This is a genomic window from Xanthomonas sp. GPE 39, assembly GCF_000963005.1.
GTDB lineage: Bacteria > Pseudomonadota > Gammaproteobacteria > Xanthomonadales > Xanthomonadaceae > Xanthomonas_A.
In genome coordinates this window covers 2,708,158-2,721,245 of record NZ_JZHZ01000007.1, presented here as the reverse complement: position 1 = coordinate 2,721,245, position 13,088 = coordinate 2,708,158, and the positions used below count along the sequence as shown (strand labels likewise).

At 64.7% G+C, this 13,088-nt stretch carries 10 protein-coding genes; 6 read left to right on the top strand and 4 right to left on the bottom strand.

Annotation, left to right across the window (positions count from 1 at the left end; translation table 11 throughout):
- Nucleotides 1–47: 47 nt before the first annotated feature.
- Nucleotides 48–590: a C40 family peptidase gene (locus XALGPE39_RS11365; RefSeq protein WP_045728280.1), complete on the bottom strand. Its 543-nt coding sequence runs from the start codon at nucleotides 588–590 to the stop codon at nucleotides 48–50.
- Nucleotides 591–699: 109 nt separating this feature from the next.
- Between XALGPE39_RS11365 and XALGPE39_RS11360 the strand changes: the two genes are divergently transcribed.
- From XALGPE39_RS11360 to XALGPE39_RS11345, 4 genes are all read left to right on the top strand, one after another.
- On the top strand, nucleotides 700–1,185 hold the full coding sequence (locus tag XALGPE39_RS11360) for a peptidylprolyl isomerase (RefSeq protein ID WP_045728279.1): 486 nt from the start codon (nucleotides 700–702) through the stop codon (nucleotides 1,183–1,185).
- 157 nt (nucleotides 1,186–1,342) lie between these two features.
- Nucleotides 1,343–2,566: a DUF418 domain-containing protein gene (locus tag XALGPE39_RS11355; RefSeq protein ID WP_045728278.1), complete on the top strand. Its 1,224-nt coding sequence runs from the start codon at nucleotides 1,343–1,345 to the stop codon at nucleotides 2,564–2,566.
- Between the two features lie 114 nt (nucleotides 2,567–2,680).
- A complete protein-coding gene (locus XALGPE39_RS11350; protein ID WP_045728277.1) occupies nucleotides 2,681–3,052 on the top strand; it encodes an MGMT family protein in 372 nt (123 codons plus the stop codon).
- A gap of 40 nt (nucleotides 3,053–3,092) precedes the next feature.
- Nucleotides 3,093–3,749 carry a rhomboid family intramembrane serine protease gene (locus XALGPE39_RS11345; RefSeq protein WP_045728276.1) on the top strand — a complete coding sequence of 219 codons (657 nt, stop codon included), beginning with the start codon at nucleotides 3,093–3,095 and terminating at the stop codon, nucleotides 3,747–3,749.
- A gap of 146 nt (nucleotides 3,750–3,895) precedes the next feature.
- On the opposite strand, the gene XALGPE39_RS11340 is transcribed toward XALGPE39_RS11345, so the two are convergent.
- A complete protein-coding gene (locus XALGPE39_RS11340; protein ID WP_045728275.1) occupies nucleotides 3,896–6,286 on the bottom strand; it encodes a TonB-dependent receptor in 2,391 nt (796 codons plus the stop codon).
- 246 nt (nucleotides 6,287–6,532) lie between these two features.
- Between XALGPE39_RS11340 and XALGPE39_RS11335 the strand changes: the two genes are divergently transcribed.
- Entirely contained in the window at nucleotides 6,533–8,392 is a 1,860-nt protein-coding gene (locus XALGPE39_RS11335) for an ABC-F family ATP-binding cassette domain-containing protein (protein ID WP_045728274.1), read from the top strand.
- Between the two features lie 150 nt (nucleotides 8,393–8,542).
- On the opposite strand, the gene XALGPE39_RS11330 is transcribed toward XALGPE39_RS11335, so the two are convergent.
- Nucleotides 8,543–9,421: a LysR substrate-binding domain-containing protein gene (locus XALGPE39_RS11330; protein WP_045728273.1), complete on the bottom strand. Its 879-nt coding sequence runs from the start codon at nucleotides 9,419–9,421 to the stop codon at nucleotides 8,543–8,545.
- A 98-nt stretch (nucleotides 9,422–9,519) separates the two neighbouring features.
- On the opposite strand from XALGPE39_RS11330, the gene bla reads away from it, so the two are divergent.
- Nucleotides 9,520–10,410, top strand: coding sequence for a class A beta-lactamase (gene bla, locus XALGPE39_RS11325; RefSeq protein ID WP_045728272.1), 891 nt, complete (start codon nucleotides 9,520–9,522; stop codon nucleotides 10,408–10,410).
- Nucleotides 10,411–10,517: 107 nt separating this feature from the next.
- Here bla and XALGPE39_RS11320 read toward each other — a convergent pair whose 3' ends face one another.
- Nucleotides 10,518–12,665, bottom strand: a complete 2,148-nt coding sequence (locus tag XALGPE39_RS11320; RefSeq protein WP_045728271.1) for a phospholipase C, phosphocholine-specific — start codon at nucleotides 12,663–12,665, stop codon at nucleotides 10,518–10,520.
- Nucleotides 12,666–13,088: the final 423 nt, after the last annotated feature.

Below are 13,088 nucleotides of genomic sequence, written 5' to 3'. Positions count from 1 at the left end.
TAAATTTTTGTAATTGTGAATGGAATTTAAGTAATAAACGTCACATTTTAGTGCAAAACCCGTTTAGCACCAGTGTAATGATCGCGCCAGTAGGGTCCGTCGAGTGAGTCCAAACGCACTGTTCCACCAGTGTTGGGAGCATGCACGAAGCGGCCCTCTCCGACGTAGATGCCGACGTGGCTGACGCTGCCTGCGCTGCCGAAGAACACCAGATCGCCGGTGCTCAGGCGTTGCGGGTCGATCTTCGGCCCCTGGACGGCGGCCAGTTCGCGCGAGGTCCGCGGCAACCGCAGGTCGAGCATGTCGCGGTAAACGTAGGCAACCAGCCCACTACAGTCGAAGCCGGATTCTGGGGTGTTCCCACCATAGCTGTATGGCGTGCCGACCAGGCCCAGGGCGCGGATCAGCACCGCGTTGGCGGCGTCTGGGTTGGCCGGGACGACCTGCGGCCAGTCGCGCACCGCCACCCGCGCCGGCCGTGTCTGACGAGCAGCGTGGTGGCCGCAGGCGGCCAGCGCCCCCGCGCACAGCAGTACAGCGCATCTGAGAAGCGCGCGGCGTGCATGCGTGGAAACTGGCGTGTTGTGCATGGAGCCGGGATAATGCGCCACCTTTAGAAGGTCACCATCATGGCGGCCCTCCCGGCGGCCGACAAGTCGCCCATTCCATCTGCCCCGGCAGACCTAGCGCAGAGTGCACATGAAGATCGAAAAAGACCGCATCGTCCGTTTCCACTACACCGTTTCGGAAGTCGGTCAGGCGCCGATCGAAAGTTCCAGGGACCGCGATCCCCTGGCGATCCTGGTTGGGCACGGCAACATCATCCCGGGTTTGGAGAGCGCGATGCTGGACAAGACGGCCGGCGACAGCTTCGCCGTGGACGTGGCGGCCAAGGACGCTTACGGCGAGCGTCGCGAGGGCCTGACCCAGCGCGTACCGAAGAAGCATTTCGGCGCGACCAAGTTGCAGCCGGGTAGCCAGGTGATCCTGCAGACCAACTTCGGCCCGCGCGCGGTGACCGTCCAGAAGGTGGGCATGAGCGTTGTCGACGTCGACCTCAACCATCCGATGGCGGGCAAGGATTTGCATTTCGACGTGGAAATCCTCGAAGTGCGCGAGGCCAGCGCGCAAGAGCTCGAACATGGTCACGTGCACGATGAGGCCGATGGCGACCACCAGCATTGATTCCTGATCGTCGCGGCACCGGCTGATCCGGTGCCGTTGGCCGTCGCCGCAGTGCGCTGCGTGCACGGCGCTGTCAGTGTCGTCGCGGGCCTGTCGCGACGATGGATAATGACCGTTCTCCCGTCCGGTGCTCGCCTTGGTCGCCCCCACCGCTTCCGTGTTGCAGCCCATCGCGCCCGCCGAGCGTATCGTCGCCCTGGACGTGCTGCGTGGCTTTGCCTTGCTGGGCATCTTGCTGATGAACATCGAGGGTTTCGTTGGTCCGCTGGATGCCGCAATGAGCGGGCTGGACCCGGCACTGCGCGGTGTGGATCGTATTGTCGATGCGCTGGTGTACGTGTTGGTGCAAGGCAAGTTCTACACCTTGTTCTCGTTGTTGTTCGGCATGGGGTTTGCGGTCATGGCGCAGCGCGCCGAAACCGCGCGAGGTTCCTTCACGGGCTTTTTTTTGCGTCGTAGCGCGGCATTGCTGCTGATCGGTTTGCTGCATGCGCTCTTGCTATGGTCTGGCGACATCTTGGTCAGCTATGCCTTGCTGGCCGTGATGCTGCTGGCGTTCCGCGAGGCGCCCACGTCCTGGTTGCCGTGGATGGCGCTGGTGGTCTATCTGTTTACCCCGTTGTTGTGGTTGCTGATCGGTGCCATGGCATCGGTGGCGCAGGCCGACCCGCATGGCGCTGTCCGGTGGCGGCACGACATGGCCGAACACGTGCAGCGCAGCGCGATAGCCTTGGCGCAGCAGCGCGAGGCGTTCGGTCATGGCAGCTATATTCAGGCCACCGTGCAGCGCGGACGTGATTTACTCGATGCCCTTGGCGCGCTGCTGCTCAATGCTTCCAGTATCTTCGGCATGTTCCTGCTCGGCGCTTGGTGCGTGCGCAGCGGTTTGGCCGCGCAGCCGCAGCGGTTTGCGCGATTGCTGGCGGTACTGCGTTGTGGCGTGTTGCCGCTGGGGTTGGCGTTGATGCTGTGGAGTTTCTGGCTGGAGCCGTGGATGGATCCGGCGCGGTTGGACCTGCGCTTGAGTGGCGCGTTCGCCATGGCCAACGTCGCCAGTGGGCTCATGGCGTTAGGGTATGCGGCGTGGTTGTTGCGCGCGGTGCCAGCGTTGCAGTGGCTGGCGCCGGCCGGGCGAATGGCGTTGAGCAACTATCTGTTGCAGTCGCTGGTATGCACCACGCTTTTCTATGGCTATGGGCTGGGTTATTTCGAGCGTCTGCCGCGTGCCTGGCAGATCCCGTTTGCGTGCGCGCTGTTCGCACTGCAGATGGTGTTGTCGCACGTGTGGCTGCGTTGGTTTCGCTTCGGTCCGGTGGAGTGGCTGTGGCGCTCGGCCACGTATCTGCGCTGGCAGCCCTTGCGCCGCCTCGACACGGCCTAGCACGGTGCCGCCTGTGCGTAGTCCCTCGGCGCGTGCACCCTGGAATGGCGACATGTATCCACGCCGCTCGCGCCGCTGCATTGCCTGTCAAACGCCGCTGCTGGAACGGCGGGCATGAGCCCGCGCCGCTCGCCGTTGGCTGTGGTGGAGCCGGTCGTGGCCGATCCCCATGCGCGGATATTGGCGGTGATCCGCGCGATTCCTCCCGGCCAGGTGCGTAGCTATGGCGAGGTGGCGATGCTGGCTGGGCTGCCGGGACGGGCGCGGCTGGTCGCGCGCTTGCTCGGCGGGCATGTCGAGGCGACATTGCCCTGGCACCGGGTGCTGCGCAGCGACGGCAGTATCGCCTTCCCGCAGGGATCGGGTGGGTATCGCGCGCAATGCCAGCGCCTACGTGCCGAAGGCCTGGCGGTGCAGGGTGGGCGAGTGAAGAGGGGCCCGCTGCCAGTGCGGGATCTCGACGCGGCGTTATGGGGGCCGCAATAGCAAGCGGCTATGATGGGGAAACTTGCTACGGACATGATCCATGTTTCCCAGACTTCCGCCCGTCACCCAAGCGCTTCTGATCAGCAATGTCGTGGTGTTCCTGCTGCAGATATCGCTGGGCACTGCGACCTTCGCTCCCCTCATGCTATGGCCGATCGGCTTGTCCGATCTCTTCTCGTCGGGGCAGAGCTTCCAGATCTGGCAGTTGCTGACCTATGCCTTCCTGCATGGTGGTTTCTCGCACCTGCTGTTCAATATGTTGGCTTTGTACATGTTCGGTGGTCCGCTGGAGCAGACTTGGGGCAATAAACGTTTCTTGACCTATTACCTGGTCTGCGTCATTGGTGCCGGTCTTTGCCAGTTGCTGGTTGGCTGGTGGATGCTGAGCAATGGCAGTGCGCCGTATCCCACGCTGGGCGCTTCCGGTGGCATCTTCGGCCTGTTGTTGGCTTTCGGCATGCTGTTTCCCAATCAGCAGGTCATGTTGCTGTTTCCGCCGATCCCGATGAAGGCACGCACGTTCGTGATCGTGTTCGGTGCGCTCGAACTGGTCATGGGCTTCGCCGGTTGGGAGCCAGGCGTGGCGCATTTCGCGCACCTGGGCGGCATGCTGTTCGGTTGGTTGATGATCCGCTACTGGCGCGGGCAGCCGCCGTTTGGCAAGGGCAAACCGCCGCGTCCGCGAATCGTGCGCTGAGCAGGGCTGTCGGCGATCCACATCGGTAGGCTGCAAGCCTGCGTCAGCATCGGCGGCGCAGATGCAATTGCCGCGATGCGTTTGGGTCTGCGATGCCAATGCGCCCTTGGCCGCCGGTATGGGCAGCCAAGGGCGCAGGTGCCGGCTCAGAAGCGGTAGCCGATCTTTCCGTACCAGTAGCGGCCATTGAAGCCGAACGGCGATAGCGCGGAGTATTGCAAGCCGTTGGGGCGATCGTCGTAGATGTTGTTCAATGCCGTGCGCGTGGGGTATTGGTTGGTCAGGTTGTCCACGCCAACGGTGAAGGTGATGTCGCGCCAGGTATAGCTGGTGGACGCGTTCAACAGCCAGCGTGCGGCGAAGGTTTGATCCTGGCTGCCGTCGCTGTTATCGCCGCGGCGGGTGATCGCGCCGTAGCGGGTGGCGTCGCCGTGCAAGCTCCAGTTTGCAAGGTTCCATTCGGCGCTCAGGACATACTTGGTATGCGGCGTGGCGTCGGTGAGCAGGCCCTGGCTGGCGCGCCTGAAGTTGGGATTGGAGACTTCCAGGATCTCGGTCTTGTTGTAGTTGGCGCTGAAGCTCAGGTTGAGTTTGCCGGCTTGGTCGAGATCGAGCAGATAGTTGTTCACCCAATCGATGCCGCGGGTGCGGGTGGTGGCGCCGTTCACGAAGAACTGCGCCGCGGCGACCTGGCCGATCGGGACAGTCAGTGCCAACTGGTCCGTGTACAGGATTTGATCCCAGATGCGGACCTGGTACAGATCCAGCGTGGAGCTGAAATCCGTGCCGGATTGCCAGACCGCGCCCAGGCTGTAGTTGCTGGATTTTTCCGGTACAAGCGGTTTGGCGCCCAGTGCGATGGCCACGGGGTCGGAGGTACGGTAGGTGCCGATCTGATTCAACTTTCCATTTTGCAGCAGGGTCACCACCGAGGTGTAGTTCTGCTGTGCCAGCGACGGTGCGCGGAAGCCGTTGGAAGCGGTGCCGCGCAGGGCAAACGCGTCGTTGATCTGATAGCGTGCCGACAGCTTGCCGGAGCGTGTCGCGCCCGCGTCGCTGTAGTCCTCGTAGCGCGCGGCCAGGCCACCGGAAAGTTTCTCGGTCAGGTTGGTTTCCAGGTCGGCATACACGGCTTTGCTGTGCCGCTGGAAGTCGCCGGCCAATTCAGGTGCTAGCCCTGGGAACACCTGCGAGCCACCCGGATAGGGGCTGCCGGTATTCGGGTTGATGGTGTTCTGGTCGAAGAAATACGAATCCGGCGAACCGGCCACGACCATGTATTTGTCTTGCCGATATTCCGCACCGAAGGCGAGATTGACCGGATACGCCAGCCCCCAGTCGAAGGATTTGCTGGCGTCCGCGTTGAGTACGCCCTGTTTGGTGCGGAAGCCGCCGGCGTTGAAGCGCGTTGGCGAGGCGCCGGTGCTCCAGTACAGGTTGGTGTTGATGGTGTTGCGCAGGTCGAACGTCACGTCGTTCTCGCCGTAGTCGGCGGAGACGTCCCAGTTCCAGCCGCTGTCGGTGCTGCCCTTGATGCCCAGGACCGCGGCACGGTCGTTGGCCGGGTTGTAGATCTGCGGCAGGAAGCCGTTGGGGTAGACCGCCTGCACATTGCGGTTGGTGTTGTTCCAGGCACGGTAGTAGCCGTTGGACAGCACATCGCGGCGGCTAAAATTGGCATAGCCGTACAGGTTGATGTTGGACGTCAGTGCGTAGCCGAAGTTGAGCAGGCCTTGATAGGTTTTGACCGCCGGATCGCCGTAGCGTTCGTAAGGAATGCCGCTGGGATTGTTCGCGCCCGCCAGGGTGGTGGACTTGTCGGTGTTCTCGGCGCGATTGGTGTTCATCGCGTTCTGGTAGTTCCAGGACACACGTGCCCAGCCGGGGGCCTCGCCGCCTTGCGTGCCGCCGAAGGCCAGCCCATAAGAGCCATCCGCGCCGTTTTGCGCGCCGTCGCCCTTGTCCATGATGCCGCCGTTGACCGAGACGCTGTTGCTGCCGGGTTTGGCCCCGTGCTTGAGCACGATGTTGATGACGCCGGCGATGGCATCGGAGCCGTATTGCGCCGAGGCGCCGTCGCGCAGCACTTCGATCCGCGCGATCGCCGACATCGGGATCGAATTCAGGTCCGCCGGCGCCGAGCCGCGACCGACCGAAGGGTTGTAATTGACTAACGAACTTGTGTGGTAACGTTTGCCGTCGAGCAACACCAGCACCGCATCTGGCGACAGGCCGCGCAAGGTTGCCGGACGCAGTGCGTCGTTGCCGTCGTTGATCGCCGGGCGCGGGAAATTCAGCGATGGCAACAATTTGCCCAGGGCGCTGCCCAGGTCGCTGGCGCCGGATTCCTGGAGTGCCTCGGGACTGATGATGTCGATGGGCGACTGCGATTCGGCCACTGTTCGGTCAGTGATGCGGGTGCCGGTGACGATGACGTTGTCCAGGGTCTTAGGGGCCTGGTCTTCTTGAGCGAAGCTATTGCCTGAGGCGAGAACGAGCAGGATGGCGCTGAACAGGGGAGCGGGGCGATGCAACATCGGTCGTAGACTCCAATTGGCCGGGGGATGGCGGGGCTGAGGGATTCCCGTGAAGAGAGGGGCATGTTGCGCTGCAGTGGCAGCCTCCTGATTGAAATCTTTTTTTAACGTGAGTGTGTATACAAATTGCGCCGCTCGGTCGGATGGGCGCGCTGCCCCCCTCGTTTGGGCTGTCGCTCGACCGCGCTGGTGGGCCATCGCGAGCGAAGCGGATACACTGCCGCCTCGCTAGCCGAGTGCCCTGCCTTGATTTCGTTACGTAATTTCGCCTTGCGCCGCGGCGAGCGGCTGCTGTTGTCCAATGTCGATTTGACTCTCCATGCCGGTTATCGCGTGGGAGTGGTGGGCCGTAATGGTGCCGGCAAGTCCAGTTTGTTTGCCGCGGTGAAGGGCGAGCTGGAGGCCGATAAGGGTGATGTCGACCTGCCTGGCAAAGTGCGCATCGCCAGCGTCGCGCAAGAGACCCCGTCGTTGCCGGACCCCGCGTTGAGCTTCGTGCTCGGTGGCGATACCGTCGTCGCGGCGGTCCTGGCCGAAGAAGCGGCGGCGAGTGCGCGCGAAGATTGGGAAGCGGTGGCGGCCGCGCACACGAAAATGGCCGAATTAGGTGCTTACGATGCCGAAGCGCGGGCCGGTAAATTGCTGCATGGTCTGGGTTTCCCGGCGCAAACCCATCACCGCGCGGTGTCCTCGTTCTCCGGCGGTTGGCGGGTGCGCTTGAACCTGGCCCGCGCGCTGATGATGCCCAGCGACCTGTTGCTGCTCGACGAGCCGACCAATCACTTGGACCTGGACGCGGTGTATTGGTTGGAGCAGTGGTTGTTGAAGTATCCGGGGACGCTGCTGTTGATCTCGCACGACCGCGAGTTCCTCGACAACGTGGCCACCCACACCATGCACCTGCATGGCGGTGGTGCCAAGTTGTACACGGGCGGTTACACCGATTTCGAGCGCCAACGCGCCGAACAACTGCGCCAGCAGCAGATCGCCCACGAGAAGGAACAGACCGAGCGCGCCCATCTGCAAAGCTTCATCGACCGCTTCAAGGCCAAGGCATCCAAGGCCGCGCAGGCGCAGAGCCGGATGAAGCGTTTGGAGAAATTGGCCGGCACCGAGGCGGTGCGGGCCGAGCGCGAATTCCGCATCGAGCTGTCGCCGCCGGCCAAGTTGCCGTTTTCGTTGATCCGCCTGAATCATGTGCAGGCCGGTTATGGCCGTGATGCGGTGATTCTGCACAACGTGGGTTTTGGTCTGGAGGCTGGCCAGCGCATCGGCCTGCTCGGCCCCAACGGCGCCGGCAAGACCACGTTGGTGAAGACACTGGTTGGCGAACTGCAGCCGATTGCCGGCGAGCGTATGGCGCATCCGGATCTGCGCATCGGTTATTTCGCTCAGCACACGGTGGAGTCGCTGCACGAAGGCCAGTCGCCGATGGAACACTTTCGCGAGATCGACAAGGACGCGAGCAATCAGGCGTTTCGCGATTTTCTCGGCAAGTGGAATTTCCCTGGCGACCGCGCGTTCGAGCCGGTCGATGGTTTTTCCGGTGGTGAACGCGCGCGTCTGGCGCTTGCGTTGATCGCCTGGCAGCAGCCCAACGTGCTGTTGCTCGACGAACCGACCAATCACCTGGATTTGGAAATGCGCGAAGCGTTGGCCGAGGCGCTGAGCGACTTCGAGGGGGCGATCGTGATGGTCTCGCATGACCGTCACTTGATCGGCCTGGTCTGCGACAATTTCTGGCGCGTGGCCGATGGAGTGGTCGAGCCGTTCGACGGCGATCTTGACGAATACGCCGCCTGGCTGCGGACACGCCCTGCCGCGCAAGGCACCAAGCAGAAGCTGGCCGAGGCCGCGCCGACCCCGCCGCCAGTGGTCAAACCGTTGCCGACGAAGAAGCCACAAAATCCGCACAAGCTCGCGGCCGCCGAGAAGCGCGTGGGCGAGCTGGAGACGATGCTGGCCGAACTCGATCGCCAACTCGCCGATCCCCGCCACTACGCCGATCCGGAGAAAATGGCCGTGCTCGGTCGCGACCGCGAAGCCACTGCGCAACAACTGGCGCAGGCCGAGCAGGCATGGATGGAGTTGATCGACGGCGGTTAAATCGCTTCGCGCAGGCATCGTCATGGGCGGTGCTCGCACGCATCCGGCGCGATCCGGCTGCGCAGATCTCATGACGGCAGGCGGTCGCCATGAGCGGCGGCAGCATCGGCCAGCGGGCTGGTATCTGCGTGCGGTGAAGCGATCCCGGACTCAGTCTGTGGTCTTGGCTTGCTCGCGTTGCAACCACTCGCGCAAACGCCGGGCGGCGTCGCTCTCGGCGCGCGAACGCAAGCGGGTCAACCAGTAGCGGCCCAGGTCGATGGGGAGCGGGAACGGACACAGCAGGCGTCCGGCGTCCAGATCCGGCGTGAACAGTCGCAGCGGCAGCAGGGCCACGCCGTGACCCGCCACGGCCATGCTCGCCAGGGTCAGCGAGGCGTCGCAGATCGGCCCGTTAGCCTGCACCTCGGCTGCGCCGGCAGCGTGTAGCCAGCGCGGCCACTCGTCCTGTCGATAGGAGCGCAGCAGCGTCGTCTTGGCCAGGTCCGTCGGTGTGCGCAGGGTGTGTGCCAGGACCGGTGCGCAGACTGGCGCAAATGGCGCTTCCAGGATCGGCGTGGCGCATTGGCCCTGCCAATCGCCGTCGCCGAAACGGATCGCCAGATCCAGGCCCTCACCGGCCAGATCGACCCGGTTGTTGTGGGTGTACACGCGCAGTTCGATGTCCGGATGCGCGATGTGGAAGGCATCCAGGCGCGGCAGCAGCCAGCCCACCGCGAAGGTGCCGACGACGCCCACGCGCAATGTCTCGCGGTAGTGGCCGCCGGCAAAGCGTTGCAGGGTGGCGGCAATGCGGTCGAACGCCTCGGTCAGCACAGGGTGCAGGCGCTGCCCTTCGTCGGTCAGTGCCACGCCGCGCGGCAGGCGTTGGAACAGGACCACGCCCAGGCGTGCTTCCAGATGCTTGATCTGATGGCTCAGCGCGGCTTGGGTCACGCACAGTTCGGCCGCCGCACGGGTCAGGTTCTGGTGCCGCGCGGCGGCCTCGAAGGCACGCAGGGCATTCAACGGCAGATGCGGACGACTCATCGCAAGGCATCAATTTTTCTTATGGTAGTAATGGAATAACCTCGCTGGTCGGCCTGGGTCAAGCCGGCCATCATCCGGGCTGCTAACGGAGGTGGACGATGCTGAGCAGACGACGGTTTTTGCAGGGCGTGGGCGTGGGCGCAAGCGCGCTGGTGGTAGCCGCCGCGCAGGGGAAACCGCTTTCAAACAAGACGCTGGCGCTGCAGCAGCGGCTCGCCGAGATCGAGCGCCGCAGTGGCGGCCGGCTGGGCGTTTATCTGCTCGATAGTGGCACCGGCCAGCGCATCGGTCGGCGTGAGCAGGAGCGTTTTCCGTTATGCAGCACCTTCAAATTTCTATTGGTTGCCGCGGTGCTGCAGCGGGTCGATCGTGGTGAGATGGGGCTGGATCAGCGGGTGCGGGTTCGCGCTGTGGACGTGGTGTCCTACGCGCCGGTGACCAAGCCGCATGTCGGTGGCACGCTCAGCGTCGATGCGCTGTGTCGGGCGGCCATGATCTTCAGCGATGGTGGGGCGGCCAATCTGTTGTTGCGCTTGGTCGGCGATCCGCCGGGGCTGACCCGTTTCCTGCGCGCGCATGGCGACACCCAGACCCGTTCCGACCGCAACGAGCCATCGATGAACGGCTTCGCCCTGGACGACCCACGCGATACCACCACGCCCGCCGCGATGGCGACCACCATGCGCACGTTACTGTTGGGCGATGTGTTGCAGCCGGCTTCGCGCCAGCGCCTGATCGATTGGATGATCGACAATCGCACCGGTGACGGCTGTTTGCGCGCGGGCTTGCCGGCAGGTTGGAAGATTGGCGACAAGACGGGCAACAACGGCAGCGACAGCCGGAACGACATCGCCATCGTGTGGCCGCCGGGCAGGTCGGCTCCCTTGTTGCTGACCGCCTATCTGAACATGGCGACCGTCGACAGCGATGCACGCGACGCGGCGCTGAAAGCCGTGGCGCAAGCGGTGGTGGCGTGGTGGCCGGGGTGATCGATGCACGGTAGTCGTCAGCCCATTGGCGAGGTAGGCGCGGCTTCAATTGGCAGGCATCGAAGGCAAGTGTGATCGCGTCAGCCAGCAGGCAATACCCCTTGCAATCAGCCCGGTTGCTTACTCACCTCGGACTGGTACAGCCGCGCCGGACCGCCGAGCGCCGGATCGGTATGGCCCGGTCGTCCGCTTTCCACGCGGCCGGCTAGGCGTTGTGCGCCGCCGTCGTCGTGTAGCAACCAGACGTCGTACCAGCCGGCGCTCGGGGCGGCCGGCCAGTGCTGCTCGACGGTTTTTCCAGGCGCCAGTTCCAGTTCCAACGCTGGCATTGCGTCGGTGTAGGCACCGGGGCGCACGCGAATGCGTTGTGGGTGCGTCGCAGTGGAATGCAGGCGCAGGCGCAGCGTGTCGGCCGTGGGGGTGGCGGCTTCTACCTCGGCGATCAGCGCCGGTGTGGCGTGTGTGCCGCGGTAATGGCGATGGAAGCCGTTAGCGCCGAGCAGCCACAGATCGTAGTGACCATCGTGGAGTGTCCAGGTGCCTTCCAGCGTGGCGTCGCGTCCGAGTGTGTAGCGGCGTGGAATCGCGTCCAGGGCATGGCGGTCGTAGACGTGCAGCACGGTCGCCGCGCCGCTGTTGTGCATGCGCAGCCGCACCGTGCGGTGCGCGACGTCGGTCTGCAACTGCACGCTGGGGCGATACGGCACGGCACGCGCGCGGCGCACGCCGAAGGGTTGCTGTGGTGACGCTATCTGCGTTGGTGTCGGCGGCAGTGCGTGTTCGCGCAATGTGGCCGCGCGTGCCGCTGCGGCACGCACGTCGGGAAGGCTAGCGACGAATGGACGCGTGTCGGCCTGGCGGAAATCGAAGGCATCGACCAGGTCGCCGCAGACGGCGCGGCGCCATGGGGTCAGGCCGTGGGCGACGACGCCGAAGCGGCGTTCCAGCAGGCGCAATACCGAGGTGTGATCGTAGACCTGCGAATCGACCCAGCCGCCACGGCTCCACGGCGAAATCACGTACATCGGCACGCGCGGACCCAGGCCGTAGGGACGGCCGCGCAGTTCCGGCGGATCGACCTTGTCCTCGCCGGGCGCAGGATGCAGGTGGTATTCGCCATGGGTGTTCACGCTGGATGCGCCGGCCCAGCCGCCGGCCACGGACGGGTCGGGCGAGGGCGGTGCGGGTGGCGGGACGTGGTCGAAGAAACCGTCGTTCTCGTCGAACATCAGCAGCAGTGCGGTGCGCGCCCAGACCTCTGGAGCGGCGGTGAGCGCATCGAGCACGCGCGCAGTGTAGGCGGCACCTTGCGCAGGGCTGGAAGGTTCGGGGTGTTCGCTGCCGGCGGCGTCGGCGATGATGAAGCTCACCGACGGCAGGCGCGCGGTCAGCACGTCCTCGCGCAACTGCGCCAGGGTGCGGGTGCCGACGCCGCGTGTGCGCAGTTGCGGATCGTGCCCTGGCGCGCCGCGCCACGCCGCGCGAAACGCGGCGAATCCGGCCAGGGGGTTGTCGGTGAAGTTGTCGGCCATGTCCTGATAGATCTGCCAGGACACGCCGGCTTGCTGCAGTGCCTGGACGTAGCTGTGCCAGCGGTAGTCGTTGGGATCGCCGCCCAATTCCGGGAAATTGTCGTGCGAGTTGGCGATCACCGGCCCGCCAGCGCGTGCGTGCGGATCGTTTTGCCCGGTCCACAGGAACACCCGGTTCGGATTGGTGCCGGCCTGGATCGCGCAGTGGTAGGCGTCGCAGACGGTGAAGGCGTCGGCCAGGGCGAATTGGAATGGCAGGTCGGCACGTTCGTAGTGCGCCAGTGCGTGGTCGCGCTTGGCCGCTGGCCAGCGGCCCATGCGGCCGTGGTCCCAGGCCTGCTGCGCGTTGGGCCAGGTATGCGGCGTGCCCTGCACACGCATGGTGGCGAAGTCGCGCGCGGTGTGCAGGGGGAATGGTGCAAGCAGTCGTTGACCATCGGCGCTGGGCTGTAGCCACACGCTGCGCGGCGGCGTTCCCGGCAATGGCGGTGCGGGAATCGGAAAGCGGTCGCCGAAGCCGCGCACGCCGGTCAGGCTGCCGAAGTAGTGATCGAAGGCGCGGTTCTCCTGCATCAGGATCACCACGTGCTGCAGGTCGTTCAGGGTGCCGCTGCGCACATCCGGCGCGATCGCGGCGGCGCGCGCGATGCTTGGTGGTAGCAGGCTGGCGGCGCTGGCGGCAAGGCCCGCGCGGAGCAGGCGGCGGCGAGTGAGGTCGGTCATGGCAGGCATGAAACGAAAGCGGCACCGACCATGATAGGCCGCTGGCGGGAGCTTGGCATGTGGCCGGCGCTTGGTCGGCGATACAGTGCTGAAAGATCGACGATGAATGCGTCTTCGATGCGACTGGGCTGTACGATGAAGGGGCTGTCGCGGTTGTCCACGCCGGTGCGATGTTGCATGTCGATGCGCTGCTCGCTTCGCATGTTTGCCCTGGATTCTTTGATGTGGCGCGGCGATGGGATGGTGTGGCGAAAGCATGTGTCGGGTGTCTGCCGTCGACGCAGGCTTGCGCTGTCGGTCGCGATGCTGCGTGGCGATGGCACGGGCACGGATGCAGCGTCATCATCGCCATTGCCCCCGCAAACGAATCCGCGACATCACCTACGGCATCCTCATCGCCGAGCGCGACAAGGTATGCGCGAC

Excerpts from the sequence above, each read along its gene's own strand:
- XALGPE39_RS11320 (WP_045728271.1), bottom strand. The coding sequence starts at position 12,665 with ATGACCGACCTCACTCGCCGCCGCCTGCTCCGCGCGGGCCTTGCCGCC.
- XALGPE39_RS11350 (WP_045728277.1), top strand. The coding sequence starts at position 2,681 with ATGAGCCCGCGCCGCTCGCCGTTGGCTGTGGTGGAGCCGGTCGTGGCC.
- XALGPE39_RS11345 (WP_045728276.1), top strand. The coding sequence starts at position 3,093 with ATGTTTCCCAGACTTCCGCCCGTCACCCAAGCGCTTCTGATCAGCAAT.
- XALGPE39_RS11340 (WP_045728275.1), bottom strand. The coding sequence starts at position 6,286 with ATGTTGCATCGCCCCGCTCCCCTGTTCAGCGCCATCCTGCTCGTTCTC.
- bla (WP_045728272.1), top strand. The coding sequence starts at position 9,520 with ATGCTGAGCAGACGACGGTTTTTGCAGGGCGTGGGCGTGGGCGCAAGC.
- XALGPE39_RS11365 (WP_045728280.1), bottom strand. The coding sequence starts at position 590 with ATGCACAACACGCCAGTTTCCACGCATGCACGCCGCGCGCTTCTCAGA.
- XALGPE39_RS11330 (WP_045728273.1), bottom strand. The coding sequence starts at position 9,421 with ATGAGTCGTCCGCATCTGCCGTTGAATGCCCTGCGTGCCTTCGAGGCC.
- XALGPE39_RS11360 (WP_045728279.1), top strand. The coding sequence starts at position 700 with ATGAAGATCGAAAAAGACCGCATCGTCCGTTTCCACTACACCGTTTCG.